The organism is Methylobacterium sp. FW306-05-D, assembly GCF_058782155.1.
In genome coordinates, this window is sequence record NZ_JBYSXL010000052.1 from 1 (window position 1) to 22,337 (window position 22,337).

Sequence of the window (22,337 nt, forward strand, 5' to 3'; positions counted from 1 at the left end):
CTATCCGCCATCGCCCGCATCGCCGCCTGGCGCTGCGCCTCCGCCCCCGCCCGCGCCAGGACCGTCTCCTCCTCGAGCCTGCGGGTCTGGAGCATGTTGTCCCGGAACACGCCGACGGCGGCGGCCATGTCGCCGATCTCGTCGCGGCGGGTCCGGGACGGGATGTCCACGGCGGTGTCGCCGCCCGCCAGCCGGCCCATGGTGCGGGTCATGCGCTCGATCGGACGCGCGACGCCGAACAGGCTGAAGAGCATCGCTCCGATGGCGGCCACCACCGAGATCGTCATCGCGATCCAGGCCATGAGCGCGGCCGAGCCGGCACTGGCCATGCTCAGCGCGGTGCTGCGCTGGGCCCCGTCCCGGTTGAAGTCGACCGCCCGCTGCAGGGCCCGGATGGCGCCGTTGTTCAGGTCGGCCATCTCGGCGCTGGTGGTGAGCGCCAGGGCGTCGGCCTTCCGGCCCGCCTTCATCAGGCCGATGACGTTCTGCTGACCCTCGATGTAGCGCGCCCACAGGGGCGTGAAGCTGTCGTAGAGCGCCTTCTCCTCGGCGGCGCTGATCAGCGGCTCGTAGGTCCGGCGCAGCCCGTCGAGGGCGTCGAGGGCCTTCTTCAGGCCCGCCTCGTTCTCCGCCAGCGCCTGCGGCGTCTCGGAGGCGACGACGAAGCGGTACAGCTTCACCCGCACGTCGCGCGTCGCCGTGCTGATCGTGTTCACGAGGTTGACGGAGGGGAGCCAGTTGGTCGCGACCTCGGTCACCTCGCGCTCGATCGCCCTGAGCTTCACGATGCTGACCGCGCCCTGCCCCGCCGCGGCAATGCCGAGCAGGGTTATCGAGCCGATCAGGATGGATTTCAGGGAGACACGCATCGTTGTAAGACCGTCCGGATTTGCATTCCGGCGGTAGACAACAACTTCATGCTTAAGATGGCGTTATTGGAACGGCGCGGCGCTGCGCGATGACTGATTTGTCATCTTTCGGACAGTTCGCGCCGAGAGGGCGATTACGTCTTCGGTGGCGCCTTCACCGATGGACGGCTGTCGCTATACGGTCCTTGCACCGGGCGAGGGGCGTCAGATGCCCGCGTACCAGGGGAACCCGAGTTCGGCGACCATGCTGCCGCGGCCCTGGCCGAGGCCGTCCACCCGCTCCACCGCCTCGATGGCGCCGATGTATTTCAGGCTCTTGTAGCCGAGCTGGCGCTCGACCCGCAGGCGCACCGGCGCCCCGTGCGCCACCGGCAGGGCGCCGCCGTTCATGCCGTAGGCCAGGATGGTCTGCGGGTGGAGGGCATCGAACAGGTCGTAGCTGTCCCACCAGCCGTCGACGCTGCGCACCACGACGAAGCGCGCCTCCGGCTTCAGGCCGACCTCGGCCAGCAGGTGGGCCAGGGGCACGCCGGTCCAGCCGCCGATGGCCGACCAGCCCTGCTCGCAGGCATGCAGCGTGATCTGGGTGCGGGCCGGCATGGCCTTCAGCTCGGCCAGCGAGAAGGCGCCCGGGCGCGCCACCAGGCCGGTGACCGGGAGCTTCCAGTCGGAAAAGCCCAGCGCCTTCGAGCGCCGGTAATCGGTATTGTCGGGATCTGTGGTGTTGATGGTCGGGAAGACGGTGGAGATGGCGTCGGGTCCGAACTCGCGCACCAGGGGCTGGTGGCGCTGGAGCCAGCGCTGGACCGCGAAGGTCAGGCCGTTGCTCCAGTCGTACGGGGAGGCGAGCCGCGACAGGGCCGGGGCGTCGCAGCCGCCGAGGAGGCCGGCGCCGATCAGGCTGCCCGAGCCGGCGAGGAGGCGGCGGCGCGAGAGGTCACGCATCGGGAGACTCCGTCAGGCGGTCTCGGGCGGCGCGGGTGGTCCGGGCGCGCTCGGGGGGAACGCGGAAGCGGCCGGTGATCATCGACCGCATCAGGTTGCCGGCCCCGCCCACGAAGACCTGGGCCACGTGGACGACGAGGAAGAGCACGAGCAGGCAGGCGACGGCGAAGTGCAGGGTGCGGGCCGATTGCCGGCCGCCGAAGAGGGTGAAGAGCTCCGGATAGGCCGCGGTCACCCCCGGCGACATGGTGAGCCCGGTGAGCACCATGAGGGGGAACAGCCCGAACAGCACCGCCAGATAGGCGCATTTCTGCAGGGCGTTGTAGCGCAGGGCCTCGCGCCCGCGGGCGGGTTTCAGGCGGGCATGGTCGGCGATCTCGCGGGCGAGGTGGCGCGGGGCGAGCTGATCGCGGTCCGGCACGAGGTCGCGGACGAAGTGCCCGCCCACGAAGGCGACGATGAGGTAGACGATCCCGTTGAGGACGAGCACCCAGGCGGACAGGAAGTGCAGGTTGCGGCCCCAGCCCGTCTGCTCGAGGTTCACCGGCAGCGGCAGTTCGAGGACCGCCGGCGCCTCGTTGGCCCCGGTCTCGCCCCAGAACAGGCGCGGGAGGGCGAGCAGGATGGCGATGCCGCTGACCAGAAGAGCCAGGAACGCGACGGCGTTGAGCCAGTGGGTCAGGCGCACCCAGGCGGCGTGGCGGTGCACCAGGGACGGGCCCGGCTCCTCCGCCGGCGGCGGCCGGTTCACGCGGCCGCCCGCAGCACGTCGAGGCGATAGCGCTCGGTGCGGCCCCGCCGGTCGGCGTCGAGGGCACCCCGGGTGAGATCGATCAGCGTCTCCACCGCCGCGTCGGCGCTCAGGGGAAAGTTCGTCTCGCCGAGCCAGTGAACGAGGACGACCTCGCCCCCCGGTTTCAGCGCCGCCACGAGCCGTTCGGCGATGCGGACGAGGTCCCCGGGCGCGAAGAAGTACAGCACCTCCGAGAGCACCACGAGGTCGAACCGGCCCGGGGGCCATTCCGCCGGCACCGCGGCGCGCAGGAAGCGGACCTGCGGGCATTCCGCGCAGCGGGCGCGGGCGGCGTCGAGGGCGGTCTCGGCCACGTCGAGGGAGAGCAGGGCCTCGCAGCGCTCGGCCAGCCGGCGGGTGAGCACGCCGATGGAGCAGCCGACCTCCAGGGCCTCCGCGTAGGTCTCGCGGCCGAGGGCCGCCAGGGTGGCGTCGTACTTGGCGTGCTCGTAGGGGCTGGTGGTGAACGCCCACGGATCGGGGTTCGTGGCGTAGAGTTCGGTGAAGTAGTCCGGCGGCAGCGTGTGCGGGGAGCGTGTCATGGACCTCGACGCCTAGAGTTCGGCCGCAACCTCGTCAGAGATAGGCCCGCCGGCCGGATCGCGCCAGAGGAGGTCGGCCGGCTGCGGGGCGGCCAGGACGTGGGCCGCCGCGCTGGTCAGGGCCCGGTCGGGGCCGGGCTGGCGCAGGTAGGTGGCGAGGTCGCGCGCCAGGCGTTCGAGGGGATGCGGGCTGAGGAAGCCCGCGAGCCCCACCGAGCGGTGGGCCCGCTCCAGGACGTCGAGCCCGGCCCGCTCCACCGCGAGGCGGGTGAGGTTGACGTAGGCGATCACCCGGTCGGGCTCCGCCTCCGGGTCGGCGGCGAGCCGCGCGGCGTGACCGACGAAGAGCCGGGCGCTCTCCACCGCGATCGCGGCCTCGCCGAGGCGGGCGGCCTGGTGCGGGTCGCCGCCGCGCCCGGTGGTCCGGAGATGCGTCCGCAGGGCGTCGAACACCGCCTCGATGCCGCCGAGCTGCACGGCGGCGAAGCGCCAGGCTCCCCCGGAGAAGTGCGGCTCGGAAAAGTAGTCGTCGGGGCCGCCCACGAAGCTGTCGGGACCGGCCGGCAGGCCGCTGAAGTCGAGGATGCCCGAGGTCGAGGCGCGCATGCCCTGCGCCCGCCAGCCCGACAGGTCGGCACGGGTGCCGGGCTCCAGGTCCACCACGAGCATCTGCTGGCGCCCGTCCGGCCGGCGTGCGGTGACGAGGGGGCGGGTCACCGCCCCGGCCCCGGAGGCGAAGGACTTCACCCCCGCTAGAACCCAGGAATCGCCCGCCGCGCCGCCGGTGCTCTCCGAGGTGAGGCCGCCGGTTCTTTCGAGGCCGAGGCCGGTGGCTTTCTCGAGGCTGAGGCCGCCGGCCTGGGGCTGGGTGTTCCAGACGCCGAACAGGTGGCCCCCGCGGGCATCCGCCGCCAGGCGCTCGGCCACGGCCGGCTCGGCATAGCGCAGCACCAGGGAGAGGGCATTGACGTGCCCCTCGTAGAGGCGGCCGAGGGCGAGGCTGCCGCGCCCGATCTGGGTCAGGAGATCGGCCAGGACCGGCGCCCGCTGGGGCGCATCGAGGCCGGCGCCGCCGAGCGCCACCGGCAGCGGCGCCACGAGCAGGCCGACCGCATGGGCGTGGGCGACGTCCTCGGCGGGAAACCCGCCGTCCCGGTCGAGGTCGTCGGCGCGTTCGGCCGCGAGGCGGGCGACGGCCCGCGCGGCAGCCGCGATTCGAGCCGGGCCGAGATCGATGCAGTCCTGTGGAAGGGCATTCATCTCCGCAACATGGATCACGGCTGCGCGACCACCAGGGCGGGTTGCGTACCAAACCCGGCTTATCCCCGCGTCAAAGCGCGTCGGCGGTCGATCCGCTCCCTGCCGCGGCCGGCGTCACCGGGGCTCGGACACCCGCTCGCCGCGCCGGTCCAGGCGCCCTGCGCGCAGGTCGGCGAGCATGTTCCGCACCATTCCGCTCACGGTCAGCACGGAAAAGACGCCGATGGCCACCACGAGGGCGGCTCCGACCAGCATCTTGGCGGTCTCGATATCCACGGTCAGGGTCCTCGAATACACATCCGGCTCGTCGAACGTCGCGACGAAAACCATGACGACCCGGTCAAAATACGCCCCGGCGCCGCGCCTGAGCAGTCCGGGCGGAGGTAACGCTGCCATGCGCGCGTCCGGTCCCGGGCGGTGCGGCCGCACACGCCCGCCGGTCCGCGACCCTGTCGGCGATCCGGTCGGCGCCGCGCGGCGGCCTTCCGGATCTGGCCGCGGCCTGCCGGAATCCGCGCGGGACAGGGCCGTCCCGCGGGTTCAGGTCGGGCGCTGCATGACGTGGAGGACGGCATCGTTCACGGCGTCGGGCAGGACGCTCATATGCGTGCGGCCGGGAATGAGCCGGAACCGGCTGTCGTAGCCGGGAATCCGGCCGAGCCGCTCCGCCATCGCCCGGGCCAGGTCGACGGTCCGGGCGGTGTCCAGGCGGTCCTGGCGCGCCGCGCGGTCGGGGGCCCCCTCCTGGAACGGCGCCAGTTCGGCCTCGTAGGCTCCCGCCAGCAGGAGGACGCGCGCCCGGACGGGCGGTCCTCGCTCGAGGCACTCGAGGCTCCGGAGCACGATCCGGTCCTCCCAGTAGATCGACGGGCTCGCGGCGATCCAGTGCGAGAAGGCGTCGGGCCTGCGGGCGAGGGCGTAGAGGACGAACAGGCCGCCGAAGGAATGCCCGAAGAGGGCTTGCCGCGCGGGGTCGACCCGGCAGCGCCGCGCGATCGTGGGCCCCAGGACCGTCATGACGAAATCCAGGAAGGCGTCGGCGCCGCCGGTCCGGATCACCGGGCCGCCGGCCGTGTGCGGCGGATAGGATCGGCCGGGCGGCGGGGTGTAGTCCCAGGACCGGCGCAGCCCGTCATAGGCCTCCGCCCCGGGATATCCGATGCCCACGACGGCGAACCGGGAGGCGATCCCGGTGGCATCCGGGTACGGCGCCTGCGCCCGCTCGATCTCGATGGCCGTGGCCGTCACCGCGTTGCCGTCGAGCAGGTAGAGGACCGGCCAGCCGGCGGCGGGCGCCTCGCCGGGCGGAACGTAGAGCGTGATCCGCCACGGGGTCCGCCCGCCCTCGCCCCCGAGATCGAAGCTGACGGCGCCGGGCAGACGCGCCGGCTCGTCGGGGCCGGGTGCCGGGCTCGCCAGGGTCCGGGCGCTCCGCATCGGCCAGGCGGCCGCCAGGAGCTGCGCGACGCTGCGCCGCGAGAAGGACCGACGCATCGGCTACCACCGGTAGATCAGGCTGCCGATCACGGTCGCGGGGGCGCCGCGATAGCAGAACCCGGCCTGACAGGTGAAGTAGTCGCGGTCGAAGATGTTGTTCGCGTTCACCTGGGCCCGGAAGCCTTGGTACTTCGGATTGAGGGCCGCGAAATCGTACGCGACCAGCGCGTCGAACAGCGTCACGGTCGGGTTGCGGACCGTGTTCTCGTCGTTGGCGAAGCTGTTGGCGCTGAAGCGGATGCCGCCGCCGAGCGTCAGCCCGCGCAGCGCGGAACCCGGCGGGAACAGGTAGCTGAGGAAGCCCGTGACCGTATCCCCCGGAATGCCGGACAGGAACCTGCCGTCCAGGGCCTGGCCCGCGGCCGAGGTCTGGGTGAGATAGCGCAGGTCGAGATGGGTGTAGGCGAGGGTCAGGTTGGTGCCGGGCGCGAAGTTGGCGATGGCCTCCATCTCGAAGCCGCGCGACTCGACGGCGCCCGTCGCCACCTGGAAGGCGACGTTGTTGGGGTCCGTGCGCAGGACGCTGCTCTGGACGATGTCGAAGCCGGCGAACCCCGCCTGGATGTTCGTGCCCGGGATCAGGTATTTGACGCCCGCCTCGATCTGGTCCCCCGTCGCCGGTCGGAAGGCGCGCCCGGCGGCGTCGGCGCCCGGTTGCGGCGCGAAGGTGGTCGCGTAGCTGGCATAGGGCACCAGCCCGGGGGCCAGGAGATAGTTGAGGCCGACCCGACCCGTGAAGGCCTGGTCGTTCTGCTGGGTCGCGGCCGCGGGGGCCGCGGTCGTGGTCTGGGACACCCAGTCGTAGCGCCCGGTCAGGGTGAGCACGAAGCGGTCGAACCTGGCCTGCTCCTGCAGGTACAGGCCGACCTGATCCTGGCTCTGCGCGGTGCGCGGGCCCAGCAGCGGCGCGAGGATCGGCTGCTGGCCGTCATTGCGCGTGACGAGGTTGAGATCGGGGGCCGTCCCGAAGCCGAAGCGGTAGTTGAAGTCGGAATGCGCGTAGTCGAGCCCCGCCACCAGCGTGTGCGCGACCGGCCCGGTGGCGACGTGCGCCTCGATCTGGTTGTCGAGGGTGATCTGGCTGAGGAACTGGCGCGAGTATCCGGTCGAACGGCTGGCGCTCGTGCCGTCCGGGCTGAGGGCAGCGATCGACGCGTAGCGATAGTCGTTGCCGATGTCGTAGAAACGGAAGTTCTGCCGGAAGACCAGATCCGCGTCGAAGCGGTGCTCGAACGCGTAGCCGACACGGCCCTGCTGCTGGCGGAAGTCGTTGAAGGCCGGGTCGCCCGAATAGAGGCGCGTCGGGCGCAGGTTCTGGTTGAAGAACGTCGTGCTGCCCGGAAGCTTGGTTTCCTGGTACTCGCTCAGGAAGGTGAAGGTGGTATCGGCCGACGGTTTCCAGGTGAAGGACGGCGCGATGTAGCTCCGGTCGTCCGAGCCCCCGGGGATGAAGGTGTCCGACTGGCGCCGGATGCCGGTGACGCGGTACGCGAGCGTGCCGCCCGTGCCCTCGACCGGGCCGCCGAGGTCGAAATTGCCCTGGTAGCGGTCGAAGTTGCCGACCTGCAACTGCACCTCGCCGAAGGGCGTGAAGACCGGCCGCTTCGTGGTGACGTCGAGGATGCCGCCGGGGGAGCCGAGGCCGTAGAGCCCGGAGGCCGGCCCGCGCAGGATCGTGGCGGCCTCGATGCCGTAGGGCTCGATCCGCGGCACCGTCAGGCCGGACGCGACCTGACGCAGACCGTCCCGGAAGATCCCGTCATAGGTCAGGCTGAAGCCCCGGACGTAGAACGAATCGAAGCGCGGATCGAAGCCGAAGACGTTCGAGGAGACGCCGGCCACGTAGCCGATGGCCTCGTTGAGGGTCTGGACGTTGCGGTCGTTCAGCGCTTCCCGGGTGAGCACCGTGACCGATTGCGGGGTCTCCAGCAGCGGCGTGTTGGTCTTGGTCGCCGTGGGACTGATCCGGGCCGTGTAGCCGGTGACCCCGGAGGGGCCGCCGCCCCCGCCGCTGGTCGCGGCCGTCCCGCCGTCCCCGCCGCTGAGATTGGCCCCGCTGCCGGAGGCGGGCCCCGCGGCCGTGCCCTCGACCGAGAGCTGGTCGAGCCGCACGCTTCGTTCCTGGGCCGCCGCGGTTCCGGCGAGGGCGGTCGTGGCGAGGAGCAGGGCGAGGCCTGAGGAGCGGTTGGGCATGACGCACGCTGTTACGCGCCCGAAGCGGCGCAGTAACCGAGTCATGCCCCGTCAGAAAACACCAGTCAAGATGAAGATGTTGTCTAAACAGCACACTTAGAGCACTTCAAATCTGAAGCAATTCTAAGGTATTGTGGTGCAAAGACGAGCGGAGTGCTGATTTTTGCTAGGTCGTTACCATCTCTCCTGCCTGGTCCTCGGTCTCGTCGGTCGGGTCTCGCGGCGGGTCCGGGGGCCCGCGGCCTAGCTCCAGGCGTGGAAGGGCGGGTTCACGCCGTTGAGGGCGTGGTTGCCGACGATCGCGTATTTCCAGCGCACGGGATCGTGGAGCGTGTGGGTGCGGGCGTTGCGCCAGTGCCGGTCGAGATTGTGCTCGGCCAGCGTCGAGCGGGTGCCGGCGAGCTCGAACAGGGTGTTGGTGGTGGCGAGCGCCACCTCGGTGGTGAGCACCTTGGCCTCCGCCACCGCCAGTTGCGCGGCCGCCACCGTCTCGGCATCGGGAGCCGCCACGGCGGCGTCGAGGGCGAGGCCGGCCCGGTCGAGCAGCGCCTCGGCCGCGTGCAGGCGGATCGTGAGGTCGCCGACGATGCGGATGGTGTGGGGATCGTCGGAGGCGCGCTCGAGCCCGCTGTCGATCCAGGGGCGGGACTTGGTGCGCACGAAGTCGATGGTCTCGGCCAGCGCCGCCCGGGCGATGCCCGCGTCGACGGCGGCCTGGATGATCTGGAAGATCGCCCCGTCGGCGCTGGGCTGCGCATAGCCCTTCCAGGCCGGCACCAGGTGGGATTTCGGCACCCGCACGCCGTCGATCCGCACGGTGCCGCTCGCGGTGGTGCGCTGGCCGAAGCTCGACCAGTCGTCGATCACCGTCAGCCCGGGCGCGTTGCGCTCGGCGATGGCGTACCAGGCCCGGCCCTCGTCATCGAGGGCCACGATGGGCACGAGGTGGGCGAGCAGCGCGCCGGTGGCGTAGAACTTGGTGCCGTGCACCACCACGTGGTCGCCGTCCTCCACGAAGCGGGTCTGGAAGTCGGCGGCGCGGGGCGTGCCGATCTCCGAGAAGGCGTTGCCGAACCGGGTGCCGGCGAGCACGAGGCCGAACAGCAGGGCCTTCTGGGCCTCGTCCGAGACCGTATCGATCGAAGCGACGATGCCGAGGTGGTTCTGGGCGATCTGCCCGATGGACGGATCGGCCGCCGAGACGATGGCGATGACCCGCGCCAGGGTCTCGTAGGACAGCCCCGGCCCGCCATGGGCCCGCGGCACGTTGATCGACCACAGGCCGCTCTGGGAGAACGCGTCGAGCTCGGCCAGGGGGCGGCGCCCGGTGCGGTCGCGCTCGGAGGCGCCCGCCCGGAACGTCTCCGCCAGGGCGTGGGCGACGCGCAGGGCCTCGGCGGCGTCGCGGATGACGTGGGCCGGCGCGGCCGGGCGCGCGGGGCCCGGCGCGCCGCCGGGCCAGCGCTCGGTGTCGCGCGGGCGCGGGTCGACGGCGATGTCGGGGCTGACGGCGATGTTCATGCGGTGTCTCCGGATCGGGTGGCGAGGTCGGGGGGGCGGTTCGGCTCAGGCCGCCCGCGCCCGCTCGGCGCGGGCCGCCTCCAGGGCGCGGACCCGCGGGATGACGTGTTCGCCGAAATACGCGACCTCCTCCTGGAAGTGCAGGAAGGCGAGGAGCGCCAGGTCGACGCCGGCATCCTTCAGGGCCACGATGCGCTCGGCGATCTGGTCCGGCGTGCCGATCAGGTTGGTCTTGAAGCCGTCATTGTACTGGACGAGGTCCTCGAAGCTCGACTTCGCCCAGTTGCCCTCGCCCTCCGGCGAGGCGCGGCCGGCGTTCTTCACCTCGTGCCCGAAGGCCTTCACGGCATCCGGATCGGCTTGGTCGATGATCTCCTGGAGGACGGCGCGGGCCTCGGCTTCCGTGTCGCGGGCGATGACGAAGGCGTTGACGCCGACCTTCACCGCGTGGCCGTTGGCGCGCGCCTTGGCCTGGATGTCGTCGACCTGCGCCCGGATGCCTTCGGGCGTGTTGCCGTTGGTGAAGTACCAGTCCGAGACCCGGGCCGCCATGTCGCGCGCCGCGCGGGACGACCCGCCCTGGAAGATCTCGGGCTGCGGATCGGCGGGCTTGGGCTTCAGGGTGTAGTCGCTGTAGCGGTAGAAATCGCCCCGGAAGGTGAAGTTGTCCTGGGTCCAGATCCCCCGCAGGGCCCGGATGAACTCCTCCGAGCGGCGGTAGCGCTCGTCATGGTCGAGCCACGGCTCGCCGATGGCGCGGAACTCGCCCGAGAACCAGCCCGAGACCACGTTGATGGCGATGCGCCCCTCGGTGAGCTGGCTGATCGTGGCGATCTGCTTGGCGGCGAGCGTCGGGTTCCAGGGGCCCGGCAGCAGGGCGGCGATGACCTTCAGCTTCGAGGTGGCGGCCAGCAGCACGTGGCTGAAGGCGACGGATTCGTGCTGGTACTCGGCCCCGTAGCCGGCGGTGAAGCGGATCTGCGTCAGGGCGTAGTCGAATCCGGCCTCCTCGGCGATCTGCGCCAGGCGCCGGTTGTAGGGCGCGTCCCAGCCCGTGCGCTGGGGAATCTTGCTGATGACGAGGCCGCCCGACACGTTGGGGACCCAGTAGGCGAAGCGGATCGGCTCGCTGCCGCCACGAAACTCAGGTTGAAAGCTCATGATCACACCCATGCGTTCCCGCGGAGCGCACACGTGCGCGCCCCGGAGTTCGATTTCCGTCGAATGAATACAAAAGACGGAGCCATCACGGCGCCGTGAAGACTGGATTAGTCCGAGGACATGCTCCGCTTCGTCGTTCCATGGCTAGAATTGCCGGGAGATGTGTCGACGTCAAAGGAAGCAAACGGCTTTTTTCGACCCTGACGGGAAAGCTCCTTCCCCCATTCGCCGGCGCGGCCGAAGGTTTGCCCCGCGGCGGCGGCCCGGAGGCCGCGGGCGCCGATCCGGCGCGTCGGCGGCGGTCGCGGAGCCGTCCTGGCCGAAGGATGCCCTTATTGCGGGCGGACGGGGGCGGTAAAATCCAATCAATGCGGCCGGATTGATAGGTTCGCTGTCTTTTCGTGCAGAACGATGCTGATAACGCGGGCAGACGCCGGAAAGTGCTGATCTCTTAAGCTTGCTCCGTGAATTGCTGTTGCCTCATGAAACCCGTCCTTTAAGGACGCGTTAACTGGTCGCTTCTACGGTCGCACCACCGTCCATTTGAAAGCCGAAGCGTCCGATATCGGTTCACCCAGGAATCCCGTCCATGATGGCCGCGTCCCGCCCACCGCTCGTGGTTCTCCTCGCCGGAGACGAGTTGACCCGCTCGATCACCACGAGTTGCCTCGAGATGTCGGGCTACGACGTCCTCGGCGCCCGCACGGCCGGCGAGGTGGAAAGTCTGCTCCTGGCCCAGACGGGCCGGCGCCGGGTCGACGTGCTGGTGACCGATGCCGACGTGCGCGACACGGTGGACGGTCTCTCCCTGGCCGGCGTTGCCCGGTGCCTCGATCCCACGGTGGGCGTGGTCTACACCGCCCGCTCCCTGCGCCGGCTCGACGCCGAGGCCCTCGAGCCGGGCGCCCTGCGCCTGCGCACGCCCTATCACGGGCACCAGCTCGTGGCCCTCGTCGCCGACCTGCTGGCCTCGAGCGCCGTCGGGACCGATTACGGCCGCGCGGCCGCCTGACTCGATCCCACGCTCCCTTCTGGACCCGGGCCGCGCGCCGCCCCCGATCGGCCGCGGCACGGATGGAGGATGCGCGGCCACGATCCGTCGGTGTCGGAAGCGGGCAACCGTCGTCCCGTCCGGCGCCCACCCGAATCCTGCGAGGCCCGCGTCCTGTGCGAGACCCGCATCCTGGAAGATTCGGGGCCTGCGAGACCTGTGTGTTACAGAGCCTGCATCTTGCAGGACCTCTATCCTGCAGGACCGAGATCCCGGAAGACCGGTGGCGCGGTTCCTGCGCGGGGCGTCCGGAACGCGAGAGCCGATGATCAGCGCCTTCGACCTCTTCAAGATCGGGATCGGCCCGTCGAGTTCGCACACCGTCGGACCGATGGTGGCGGCGCTGCGGTTCCGCACCCGGGCCGAGGGCCTGCCCGGGCTCGCCTGCATCCAGGCCGAGATCTTCGGCTCCCTCGCCTGGACCGGGCGCGGGCACGGCACCGACACGGCGATCTTCCTCGGGCTCCTTGGCCACGACCCGCGCTCCGTCGACCCGGATGCGGTCGCCGGCCTCGTCGCGGACCTGGGGGCGGCCAGGCGGCTCGGCCCCGGCGGCCCGGCCTTCGACCCGGACGCCGACCTCGCCTTCAACTTCACCGACGTGCTGCCGCTGCACACCAACGCCCTGCGCTTCCGCGCCCTCGACGGCGCCGGCGCGACTCTCGATACCGAGACCTACTACTCGATCGGCGGCGGCTTCGTGGTGACCGAGGCCGAGGCCGCGCCGGGGGGCGAGGCGGATTGCCCCCTGCCCTATGCCTCCGCGGCCGGCCTGCTCGCCCTGTGCCTGCGCGAGGACCGCACGATCGCGCAGGTGCAGTTCGCCAACGAGTGCGGTTCGCGCGCCCCCGAGGCGGTGGAGGCCGGCCTCGACGCCATCCGCGACGCGATGTTCGCCTGCATCGACCGGGGCCTGCGCCAGGACGGCGAATTGCCCGGCGGGCTGAAGGTGCGCCGCCGGGCCAAGCGCCTGCACGACGACCTGACCGCCGGGCGCCTGCGCAACGCCCGCGCCGCCCACGAGATCGTGGACTGGATCAGCCTCTACGCGCTGGCGGTGAACGAGGAGAACGCCTCGGGCGGGCGCGTGGTGACGGCGCCCACCAACGGCGCGGCCGGGATCGTGCCGGCCGTGCTGCGCTACGCCCGCGATTTCTGCCCCGACTGGTCGGAGGCCCGCGCGCGGGAGTTCCTGCTCACCGCCGCGGCGGTGGGCGGCCTGATCAAGTCCCGGGCGTCGATCTCCGGCGCCGAGGTCGGCTGCCAGGGCGAGGTCGGCTCGGCGGCCGCGATGGCGGCGGCGGGGCTGGCGGCCTTCCTGGGCGGCAGCCCGGCCCAGGTGGAGAACGCCGCCGAGATCGCGATGGAACACCATCTGGGCATGACCTGCGATCCCATCGGCGGCCTGGTCCAGATCCCCTGCATCGAGCGCAACGCCTTCGGGGCCAACAAGGCGGTGGTGGCCGCCTCCCTGGCCCTGCGCGGCGACGGCATCCACCGGGTCAGCCTCGACGAGGTCATCGAGACCATGCGCCAGACCGGCCACGACATGCAGGCCAAGTACAAGGAAACCTCGCTGGGCGGCCTGGCGGTCAACGTCGCGGCCTGCTGAGCGGTCGAAGATAAGGAACGAACTCGTTCCTTATCCTGGTGGCCGTTCCCGGGTGTGTCGATTGCGAAGGCCGAAATACGGCCACGCTTCCGTCGACGTCGTGCGTTTTCAAGCTTGAGCAGGGGGGTGGTCACGGGATCCGCCCGCGATCCGCTCCGGAGATATGGAACGCAGCGGTTCCGATAGGGTTGTAACGCCCGAGGGGTCTACCGGACGGCGGATGCGGCCAGCACGTGCGGCCCGCGTTCGATCCGTCCTGCCGAGACGCGGGACAGTTCCATCATGTCGTCCACCATGACGTTCGCGACGCCGATCCTCGGGCCCGCCGCCTCCGGGCCGCGCCCGGCCCGGATCTCGATCCGGGACACCGCCCCGTCCTGAGAGCGCCGAAGCGGCCCGCCGCCGCGCGGCCACGCCCCGAACCGGCTTTGCCCGCGTTCGCCCGGTGCTGCCCCGCGCCCGGCGGGATCGCCGTTCGATGCCCCGACCCGAACCCTCTGCGCTTGAGACTCTGACCGGAGACCCGCCATGCGGACCCTGACGCTCGCCCTGCTCTTCGGAGCTTTCACCGCCGTCACGCCCCTCGCCGCCCAGGACCTGACGGGTCCCGGACAGACGCCGCGCCCGACCCTGCTCGTGCACGGGCATTATTGCGGCCCCGGCAACGACGGCATGGACGTCGCCCCGATCGACGCGCTGGACGCCGCGTGCCGCAAGCACGATGCCTGCACGCCCGACGGGGGCCTGCCCGCCTGCGGCTGCAACCGCGCCCTCAAGCGCGATGCCGGCCGGCTGGCGTCGAGTCCGCGCCAGCCGGCGGAGCTTCGTGCGATGGCCGGGATGGTCGCCGGGGCCACCGACCTGATGCCCTGCCGCGGCGACCTCGCGGGCCTGCAGCCCTGAGGCCGATCCCGCTCCGCGCCGGAGCGCGGCGCGGGCCGTTTTCAGCGGGCGTCGATGCGCTCGCCCAGAAGCGCGATGGCGCGCTGGTAGACCGAGGCGGCGTTCCAGCCCTGGATCGCGGCGAAGTTCGGCTCGCCCGGCTGGTAGCCGGCACCGGCGCGCCAGCCATGCCCCTTGAGGAAGTTCGCCGTGGAGTTGAGGGCGTTGGCCGAGCTGTCGAGGCTGCCGCCGACCCCGTAGGTCAGGACGTTCTTGGGCAGGAACTGGGTGTGGCCGACCTCGCCATGGGCCGCGCCCCGGGTGCTCGGGGTCAGCACGCCGCGATCCACCAGGGTGAGGGCGGCGTAGAGCTGATCGGTGAAGTAGGCCGAGCGACGGCAATCATAGGCCAGCGTCGCGACCGCCGAGAGCGTGTTGACGTTGCCCTTCACCGCGCCGAAGCCCGTCTCCATGCCCCAGATCGCCAGGAGGGGGCCGGGCGGCACGCCGTAGCGCTGCTCGATCGAGTCGAACAGGGCGGCGTTCTGCGCCTTGAGGGCGCGGCCGCGCGACACGATCGTGTTGCCGCCGCGCTTGGCCAGGAACTGGTCGAGGGAGAGCTTGAAGCTCTTCTGGCCGCGATCGGCCGAGATCGTCGCCGTCGAGTAGGACGTGCCCATCAGCGCGGAGAGGCTGGCGGCGCTGGCCCGGCCCCGGGCCTCCTCGGCGAACTCCCGCTTCCAGGCCTCGAACCCGGCCGCGCTGTTCCCGCATTGCGCAGCGCTCGCCCCGCCCGTCGTGCAGACGAGCGCCGCGAAGGCCGCCGCGATCCACGGCGCCCGATACCCACGTCCGATCATGTCAAAACTCCCTGGCCGCGCAGCCCCGTCCCGGGGGCCGCACGGATCGATGACAACCCCTTGCGCGGAGCAAGGCGGCAAACGCGGCCGTGAGTCGAGCCTCATTGCGGCATTTTTGCCTGCGATCCGGCCCGCAGCCATCACTTCCGCGCGTTTGGTTACGTAGAGATGTCCGGACGCACGCCCCGGTCTCGGCGCCGATCGACCGTCGCGGCGGCCCGGTCCCTGCAGTTCAGCCCAAGACGAACGTCGAACCGTCCCGGGCCGCACCGCGCATGTACCGCTTCAAGACACGCCGTCCGATTGCGAGCCGGCGCCCGCCCCTGGTGCTGGTCGTCGTTGTGTGCGCAACGGCCCTGCTCTTGTGGTGGCCGATCTTCCGGCTCAGCCCGACGACGGTCTGGTTCTGGTGAGCGGAAGTCCTCAGGCGTCGTCGCCGCGCACACGCAGGATGGCGCCGAGGAGATAGCCCGCCTGCAGGGCGGCGAGGTGGGCGAGGAGCACGAGCAGCCCGAGGAGGGAGACGTCGCCCCGGGCGGTCCAGACCACCACCGAGAGGGCGAAGACGAGGACGCACGTTCCGAGGGCGACGAGGACCCGGACGGTCAGGCCGAGGGCGATCCCGCTCAGGAACAGGATCAGCGCGACGAGCATCGGCACCGTCTCGCGCGGTCGGGCAGGGTGCGGCACCGCATGGTCGTCCTTCCTGGCCCGGCCGCGGCTCGCGCCGCGCCGGTCCCGCGGGGGTCGATGCAGCCGCCGCGCCACGGCTTATTCCCGGCGCGGTTTGCCCCGGCAATGCTTTTTCTCGGCCAGGATGCGTGTTCCGCAGGGATCGGTGTTCACGGCAGGGATGCTTTTCCTCCGCGGGGATTCTCGCCAGACCCGAGCCGGCCCCGGCCCCGGCCGCTTCCGCATGCCGGCCCGCGCCGCTAGGGTCCCGGCGGGACGACGGAGTGAGGAGACCGGCATGTGGTGGCGCCAGCGACGTTTCGGCCCTCCCGTGCGGCGTGCCGCCGCGATTCCGGTCCTCGTCGCCCTGATCCCGGTTCCGGTCGCGCCCCAGGCCGCGTGCGCCGAGACGACCTTGGCCGAGATGACGTCCGCAGAGCCGACCCCCGCCCCCGACGCAGCATCGTCCGCCTTCGCGCGCTGCACCGGGGGCATCGCCGCCGAGGCGGAGGCGCGCGGCGTTCCCGCCGGTGTGGCCGACGGCCTGCGCGCCCTCTCCCCCGATGTCGAGGTGGCGGCGGCGCCCCAGGGCCAGGCGGAGTTCGTGAAGCCGATCTGGTCCTACCTCGACGCCAACCTCACCGAGGCGCGGATCGCCGAGGGCCGGCGCAAGCTGGCGGAAGGGTCGGCGACCTTCGACGCGATCGAGGCCCGGTACGGTGTCGACCGCTTCGTCCTGGCGGCGTTCTGGGGCGTCGAATCGACCTACGGCAGCGTGCTCGACGATGCCGGGATCGTCCGCCCGGTCCTGCGCTCCCTGGCGACGCTGGCCTGCAGCGAGACGGCGCGGGCGCCCTACTGGCGGGCGGAGCTGATCGCCGCCCTGGAGATCCAGGCCCAGGACAAGGCGCCCCCCGGCCCACTCACCGGGTCCTGGGCGGGGGCCATGGGCCACACCCAGTTCATGCCGACGGTCTACCAGGCCTACGCGGTGGATTTCGACGGGGACGGCCGGCGCGACATCTGGACCTCGGTGCCGGACGCCCTCGCCTCCACGGCCAACTACCTCGTGGCGATGGGCTGGCGCCCCGGTGCGCGCTGGGGCAGCGAGGCGCGCCTGCCGGACGGGTTCGACCTCGCCCTGGCCGACGAGAGCACGGAGCGCACCATCGCGGCCTGGAAGGCCCTCGGGGTGAGCCCGGTCCAGGCCTTGCCGGAGGACGGCACGGCGACGCTGATCCTGCCGGCCGGTGCGCGCGGACCGGCCTTCCTGCTGCAGCCGAACTTCCGGATCATCCTGCGCTACAACACCGCCCTCGCCTACGCGCTCTCCGTGGCGCACCTGTCGGACCGCCTGCGCGGCGAGCCGGGCTTCACCCGGGACTGGCCGCGCGGCGACGCGATGCCGACCACCGCCGAGGTCCGGTCGCTCCAGCAACGGCTCGCCGAGCGCGGGTTCGCGGCAGGGAGCGCCGACGGCAAGATCGGCCCGAGGACGCGGGCCGCGGTCCGCGCCTACCAGGCGGCCAACGGCCTGCCCCCGGACGGCTACGCCGACGCCCCGCTGCGGGAGCGGATCCTGGCCGCTCCCGAGCCGCGGCCCTGATCCGCACGGATTTAGCGGTGGTCGCGCCCGAGGCGCCGCGATAGAGCAGCCCCGGGGAAACCGAGGCCGCGCGGCGGCGAGAGGGAGGGGCTTGAGGGGGAATGAGTCGATCCGCGGCCATGCCCGTCGCACCCGAGCGAACTCCGCTGAGGACCGTCGTCAGCTACTGGGAAGGGCCGGTGACCTGGCTCGAGCGGCTCAGCGCCGCCTCGATCGTCGCGGCCGGCCATCCGCTGCAGATCTACTCGCACGACGCGGCGGCCCTGCGCACGCAGGGGCTGCCGGGAACGGTGATCGATGCCCGCGAGGGAATCGGACCGAACCTCATGGCGGACCTCTATCGCAGCCGCGGCGTGCTCGCCTTCTACGCCGACTACCTGCGCCTCAGCCTGATCCGCGACGGCAAGGGCATCTGGTCGGACCTCGACTGCGTCTTCCAGCGCCCCCTCGAGACGCCGGGCGGGGCGGGGGAGTACCTGTTCGGCTGGCTCAACCCGAGCCGCCTCAACAACGCGATCCTGTCGGCGCCGCCGGATTCCGAACTCGTCGCCCGCTACTGGGACGCGATCTCGACCGTGCCGATCCGCGCCCCCTGGGCGACCGGCCACATCCGGGTGAAGCGCCGCCTGGAACTGCTGATCGGCAAGCGCATCCCGTTCCACCCGGAGCGCCTGGCGATCGGACCCCGGGCCCTCACCTACTTCGTGCGCAAGCTCCGGCTGGAGGGCCATGCCCGGGCGCGGGCGGTGTTCTATCCTCTGGGCGACGACGATGCCCACCGCCTCGCCGAGGCGGACGACCGGACGGCGCGGGCGCTCATCGGACCCGAGACGGTCTCGGTGCATGCCTGGCGCGGCAAGCTCTGGTCGATCGGTCTCGACGCCCCGCCGCCGGCCACCTCCTGGCTCGGCCAGCAGGCCCGGAGCCTCGGCCTCTGAGCGGCCGGATACGCGATCCCTGGAGATGTCGATGCGCCGGGTCCTGTTCATCTGCGCGACGCCGGTGGCCTTCGGTCTCGACACGCCGCCCGAGATCGGTCTCGGCGGCATCGAGAGCACCAACATCGCCCTGGCCCGCGCGCTGACCGAGCGCGGCTGGGCGGTGACCCTGGCCACGCGCCGCAGCGGGACGGTGGAGCGCGACGGCGTCCGCAACATCCCCCTGGCCGATGCGACGTCCTGCGCGGCCGATGCGGTGGTGACCAGCAACGACCCGCGCCCGCTCCGCGCCCATCCGGGCCGGCGCGGCATCGTCTGGGTCCACAATCCGCTGAACGTCGAGAAGGCCGTGCGGAAGGGCTACTTCCTGCCCTTCCTGACCCTGCGGCCGGAGGCTGTCTTCGTCGGCAGCCTCGCGGCGCGGCTGATGTCGCCGCTCTATCCCTTCCGGCGCCGCCACGTCATTCCGCACGGGGTCTCGCCCGTCTTCCGCACGCCCGAGCCGACGCGGGGCCGCAGCCGGGACTTCGTCTACGCCTCGCAGCCCCAGCGCGGCCTCGACCGGATGCTGCGGCTCTGGCACGGCTCGGCGCCGCTGATCGCCTCGGGCGCCAAGCTCCATGTCTTCGGCTCGGAACGGCCGGACTCGCCCGACGATCGCGGTCCGGTGGTGTTCCATCCCCGGCGGGGTGCGGCCGCCCTGGCGGCGTTCTACGGCGATGCGCGCGCCATGGTCTGCCCCGGCTCGCCCGACGAGACCTTCTGCCTCGCGGCGGCGGAGGCCCAGGCCATGGGGCTGCCCGTGGTGACCGCCGGGATCGGCGCCCTGGCCGAGCGGGTGCAGCACGGCGTGAACGGCTGGATCGCCGGGACGGATGCGGCCTTCGCCGAGGCCGTCGTCGACCTCGCCACCCGGGACGACCTCTGGTCGGAACTCAGCGCCGGCGCGCTCCTGCAGCGCCGGGCCCTGACCTGGCAGCGGGCGGCGATCCTGTGGGAGGGCGTCCTGCGGGGCCCGGCCCGCGCGGGCGCCTGACGCGCCGGGCCGGGTGACAGATCCGGGTCGGCGACACGCCTCCGTCCCACCGCGACTGGACGTCTTCCCGCCGGGCGCGAAGACTGTGTGCAAGACGCGGTCAACGAGACCGGGCGACATCGGGAGGAAAGCATGGGGCTTCGGCTTGGTCTGGCCGCGCTCGCGGTCGCGTGGGCGGGCGTGGCATCCGCGGACCCACTGACGTTCCAGGTCGATCCGGCCTGGCCGAAGCCGCTGCCCAACCAGTGGATCATGGGGCAGGCCTCGGGCGTCGCCGTCGACGCGCAGGACAACGTCTGGGTGGTGCAGCGCCCGCGCACCCTCACCGACGACGAGAAGGCCGCCAGCCTCGACCCGCCGCGCACCAAGTGCTGCCGGCCCGCGCCCCCGGTGCTGGTGTTCGACCAGGCCGGCACCCTGATCCGCAGCTGGGGCGGCCCCGGCGAGGGCTACCAGTGGCCCCAGAACGAGCACGGCATCCACATCGACCACAAGGGCTTCGTCTGGCTCGCCGGCAACGGCGACACCGACGGACAGATCCTGAAGTTCACCGCCGAGGGCCGCTTCGTCCTGCAGATCGGCAAACAGGGTCCGCAGACCAACAGCCTCGACACCACGCGGCTCGGCAAGCCGGCCGCGATGCAGGTCGACCCCGAGACCAACGAACTCTACGTCGCCGACGGCTACTTCAACCACCGGGTCATCGTGTTCGATGCCGAGACCGGCGCGTTCAAGCGGATGTGGGGCGCCTATGGCCGCCCGCCCACGGACGAGACCCTGCCGGCCTACGACCCGGCGGCGGCCCCGGCCCAGCAGTTCCGCAATCCCGTCCACTGCGTGCAGATCGCCCGCGACGGCCTGGTCTACGTCTGCGACCGCACCAACGACCGGGTCCAGGTCTTCCGCCGCGACGGCAGCTTCGTGAAGGAATTCTTCGTCGAGAAGAACACCCGCGCCAACGGCTCGGTCTGGGAGGTCGCACTCTGGCCCGACGCCGAGCAGAGCTACCTCCTCAACGCGGACGGGGCCAACAACGAGGTCCGCACGCTCAGCCGCGAGACCGGGGAGGTGCTCGGTGCCTTCGGCCGCAACGGCCGCATGGCGGGGGACTTCCACTGGGTCCACAACCTCGCGGTGGACAGCTGCGGCAACGTCTTCACCACCGAGGTCGACACCGGCAAGCGCGCCCAGAAGTTCCTGTTCCGGGGCGACCTGATCCTGCGCAAGCGCGCCGCCCTGCCCTGATCCCACCTCCTGGGCCGCCGGACCCGCCCACCGCACCGGTCCGGAGGCGTTCGGCCGGCGGACGGAGCACCCGGCATCGGCCGATGCCGCATCGGCATTGGCCTCGCGGGTCCGGATCGGGTTCAGTCCCGCCTCAGTGCAAGTTCCGCCGGAGCCCGAGAGCCGATCGATGCAGGCCCGTACCCTCTACGACAAGCTGGTGGACGCCCATACCGTGCGCCGCCTCGACGACGCCGAAGGCCCCGGGGCCAGCGTCCTCCTCTACATCGACCGCACGGTGCTCAACGAGTATACCAGCCCGCAGGCCTTCAGCGGCCTGCGCGCCGCCGGGCGCCGGGTCTGGCGGCCGGAGGCCGCCCTGGCGGTGGTCGACCACGTCAATCCCACGGCGGCGGAGCGCGTCGCCGCCATGCCCGATCCCGGCGGGGCAAGGCAGGTGGCGTATTTCGACGCGAACTGCCGGGATTTCGGGATCGAGCTCCTCGACGTGCTGCACCCGCTCCAGGGCATCGAGCACGTGGTCGCCCCCGAGCAGGGCTTCGTCCAGCCCGGCATGATCGTGGCGGCGGGCGACAGCCACACCACCACCTACGGGGCGCTGGGGGCGCTCGGCTTCGGCATCGGCACCTCGGACATCGAGCACTACCTCGCCACCCAGACCCTGGTGTACCGCCGGATGAAGACCCTGCGGGTCACGGTCTCGGGAATCCTGGCGCCGGGCGTCACCGCCAAGGACGTGGTCATGGCCCTGATCCGCCGGATCGGCGCCGACGGGGCGACGGGCTACGCCGTCGAGTTCGCCGGCCCCGCCGTCGAGGCCCTGTCCGTCGAGGGCCGCATGACGATCTGCAACATGGCCGTCGAGTGCGGGGCGCGGGGCGTCGTCATGGCCCCCGACCGGACCGTGCTCGACTACCTCGCCGACAAGCCCCGCGCGCCGAAGGGCGATCTCTGGGACGCGGCCAGCGCCCACTGGCTGACCCTGCGCAGCGACGACGCGGCTGTGTTCGACCGCGAGGTCGCCCTCGACGCCGCCGGAATCGAGCCGATGGTGACCTGGGGCACCAGCCCCGACCAGGCGGGCCCGGTCAACGGCCGCGTGCCCGATCCGGCGGCCGAGCCCGATCCGGCCCGGCGCCGGGATATGGTCCGGGCGCTCGCCTACATGGATCTCGCGCCGGGCACGCCCCTCGCGGCCATTCCGATCCAGCGCGCCTTCATCGGCTCCTGCACCAATGCCCGGCTCTACGACCTGCGCGAGGCCGCCGCCCTGGTGCGGGGCCGGCGGGTCGCGCCCGGGGTCCAGGCCATGGTGGTGCCCGGCTCCTCCAGCGTGCGCCGGGCGGCGGAGGCCGAGGGCCTCGACGGGATCTTTCGCGATGCCGGCTTCGAGTGGCGCCAGTCGGGCTGCTCGATGTGCCTGGCCATGAACGACGACGTGCTGGCGCCGGGCGAGCGCTGCGCCTCCAGCACGAACCGCAACTTCGAGGGCCGCCAGGGCGCGGGCGGGCGCACGCACCTGATGAGCCCCGCCATGGTGGCGGCCGCGGCCATCGCGGGCCACCTCACCGACAGCCGCCGCTTGGCGCAAGACAACGGACGCGCGCAAGAACACCGACGCGCGCAAGAACATCGCTTCGCACCGGAGACCTGA

General features: G+C 71.9%; 21 protein-coding genes. 8 read left to right on the plus strand and 13 right to left on the minus strand.

Annotated elements, in window-relative coordinates:
* The 10 genes from AC3WLN_RS16730 to sfnG form a co-directional block, all read right to left on the minus strand.
* Positions 1-869 (minus strand): MCP four helix bundle domain-containing protein (locus tag AC3WLN_RS16730; RefSeq protein WP_492483090.1); only part of this gene is annotated, 869 nt, incomplete at its 3' end.
* Between the two features lie 204 nt (positions 870-1,073).
* Positions 1,074-1,814, minus strand: coding sequence for a molybdopterin-dependent oxidoreductase (locus AC3WLN_RS16735; RefSeq protein ID WP_492483092.1), 741 nt, complete (start codon positions 1,812-1,814; stop codon positions 1,074-1,076).
* Positions 1,807-2,565: a cytochrome b/b6 domain-containing protein gene (locus tag AC3WLN_RS16740; RefSeq protein WP_492483094.1), complete on the minus strand. Its 759-nt coding sequence runs from the start codon at positions 2,563-2,565 to the stop codon at positions 1,807-1,809. Before AC3WLN_RS16740 ends, AC3WLN_RS16735 begins: the two co-directional genes overlap by 8 nt.
* Positions 2,562-3,149, minus strand: coding sequence for a class I SAM-dependent DNA methyltransferase (locus AC3WLN_RS16745; protein ID WP_492483096.1), 588 nt, complete (start codon positions 3,147-3,149; stop codon positions 2,562-2,564). The genes AC3WLN_RS16740 and AC3WLN_RS16745 overlap by 4 nt, the downstream gene beginning before the upstream one ends.
* A gap of 12 nt (positions 3,150-3,161) precedes the next feature.
* Positions 3,162-4,409 carry an acyl-CoA dehydrogenase family protein gene (locus AC3WLN_RS16750; protein WP_492483098.1) on the minus strand — a complete coding sequence of 416 codons (1,248 nt, stop codon included), beginning with the start codon at positions 4,407-4,409 and terminating at the stop codon, positions 3,162-3,164.
* Between the two features lie 114 nt (positions 4,410-4,523).
* A complete protein-coding gene (locus AC3WLN_RS16755) occupies positions 4,524-4,685 on the minus strand; it encodes a hypothetical protein (RefSeq protein WP_492483099.1) in 162 nt (53 codons plus the stop codon).
* A gap of 264 nt (positions 4,686-4,949) precedes the next feature.
* A complete protein-coding gene (locus AC3WLN_RS16760) occupies positions 4,950-5,846 on the minus strand; it encodes an alpha/beta hydrolase (RefSeq protein ID WP_492483150.1) in 897 nt (298 codons plus the stop codon).
* A 60-nt stretch (positions 5,847-5,906) separates the two neighbouring features.
* Positions 5,907-8,099 carry a TonB-dependent siderophore receptor gene (locus tag AC3WLN_RS16765; RefSeq protein ID WP_492483101.1) on the minus strand — a complete coding sequence of 731 codons (2,193 nt, stop codon included), beginning with the start codon at positions 8,097-8,099 and terminating at the stop codon, positions 5,907-5,909.
* Between the two features lie 243 nt (positions 8,100-8,342).
* Positions 8,343-9,620, minus strand: coding sequence for an SfnB family sulfur acquisition oxidoreductase (locus AC3WLN_RS16770; protein WP_492483103.1), 1,278 nt, complete (start codon positions 9,618-9,620; stop codon positions 8,343-8,345).
* A 45-nt stretch (positions 9,621-9,665) separates the two neighbouring features.
* Positions 9,666-10,781, minus strand: a complete 1,116-nt coding sequence (sfnG, locus tag AC3WLN_RS16775; protein ID WP_492483105.1) for a dimethylsulfone monooxygenase SfnG — start codon at positions 10,779-10,781, stop codon at positions 9,666-9,668.
* 589 nt (positions 10,782-11,370) lie between these two features.
* Between sfnG and AC3WLN_RS16780 the strand changes: the two genes are divergently transcribed.
* Positions 11,371-11,793: a response regulator gene (locus AC3WLN_RS16780; RefSeq protein WP_492483107.1), complete on the plus strand. Its 423-nt coding sequence runs from the start codon at positions 11,371-11,373 to the stop codon at positions 11,791-11,793.
* A 304-nt stretch (positions 11,794-12,097) separates the two neighbouring features.
* The gene (locus tag AC3WLN_RS16785; RefSeq protein ID WP_492483109.1) at positions 12,098-13,444 is read left to right on the plus strand and encodes an L-serine ammonia-lyase; all 1,347 of its coding nucleotides are present in this window, start codon (positions 12,098-12,100) and stop codon (positions 13,442-13,444) included.
* A 206-nt stretch (positions 13,445-13,650) separates the two neighbouring features.
* Here AC3WLN_RS16785 and AC3WLN_RS16790 read toward each other — a convergent pair whose 3' ends face one another.
* Positions 13,651-13,812: a hypothetical protein gene (locus AC3WLN_RS16790; protein ID WP_492483111.1), complete on the minus strand. Its 162-nt coding sequence runs from the start codon at positions 13,810-13,812 to the stop codon at positions 13,651-13,653.
* Between the two features lie 160 nt (positions 13,813-13,972).
* On the opposite strand from AC3WLN_RS16790, the gene AC3WLN_RS16795 reads away from it, so the two are divergent.
* Positions 13,973-14,347, plus strand: a complete 375-nt coding sequence (locus AC3WLN_RS16795; RefSeq protein WP_492483113.1) for a phospholipase A2 family protein — start codon at positions 13,973-13,975, stop codon at positions 14,345-14,347.
* Between the two features lie 41 nt (positions 14,348-14,388).
* On the opposite strand, the gene AC3WLN_RS16800 is transcribed toward AC3WLN_RS16795, so the two are convergent.
* Both AC3WLN_RS16800 and AC3WLN_RS16805 read right to left on the minus strand, forming a co-directional pair.
* On the minus strand, positions 14,389-15,186 hold the full coding sequence (locus AC3WLN_RS16800) for a lytic murein transglycosylase (protein WP_492483115.1): 798 nt from the start codon (positions 15,184-15,186) through the stop codon (positions 14,389-14,391).
* Between the two features lie 423 nt (positions 15,187-15,609).
* On the minus strand, positions 15,610-15,876 hold the full coding sequence (locus tag AC3WLN_RS16805; RefSeq protein WP_492483117.1) for a hypothetical protein: 267 nt from the start codon (positions 15,874-15,876) through the stop codon (positions 15,610-15,612).
* Between the two features lie 406 nt (positions 15,877-16,282).
* On the opposite strand from AC3WLN_RS16805, the gene AC3WLN_RS16810 reads away from it, so the two are divergent.
* The 5 genes from AC3WLN_RS16810 (at position 16,283) to leuC (ending at position 22,337) form a co-directional block, all read left to right on the plus strand.
* Complete coding sequence (locus AC3WLN_RS16810; protein ID WP_492483151.1) at positions 16,283-17,464, plus strand: lytic murein transglycosylase; 1,182 nt, start codon at positions 16,283-16,285, stop codon at positions 17,462-17,464.
* A 101-nt stretch (positions 17,465-17,565) separates the two neighbouring features.
* Complete coding sequence (locus AC3WLN_RS16815; protein ID WP_492483119.1) at positions 17,566-18,402, plus strand: glycosyltransferase family 32 protein; 837 nt, start codon at positions 17,566-17,568, stop codon at positions 18,400-18,402.
* Positions 18,403-18,433: 31 nt separating this feature from the next.
* Entirely contained in the window at positions 18,434-19,438 is a 1,005-nt protein-coding gene (locus tag AC3WLN_RS16820; protein ID WP_492483121.1) for a glycosyltransferase family 4 protein, read from the plus strand.
* Between the two features lie 132 nt (positions 19,439-19,570).
* Entirely contained in the window at positions 19,571-20,683 is a 1,113-nt protein-coding gene (locus AC3WLN_RS16825) for an NHL repeat-containing protein (RefSeq protein WP_492483123.1), read from the plus strand.
* 169 nt (positions 20,684-20,852) lie between these two features.
* On the plus strand, positions 20,853-22,337 hold the full coding sequence (gene leuC / locus AC3WLN_RS16830) for a 3-isopropylmalate dehydratase large subunit (RefSeq protein WP_492483125.1): 1,485 nt from the start codon (positions 20,853-20,855) through the stop codon (positions 22,335-22,337).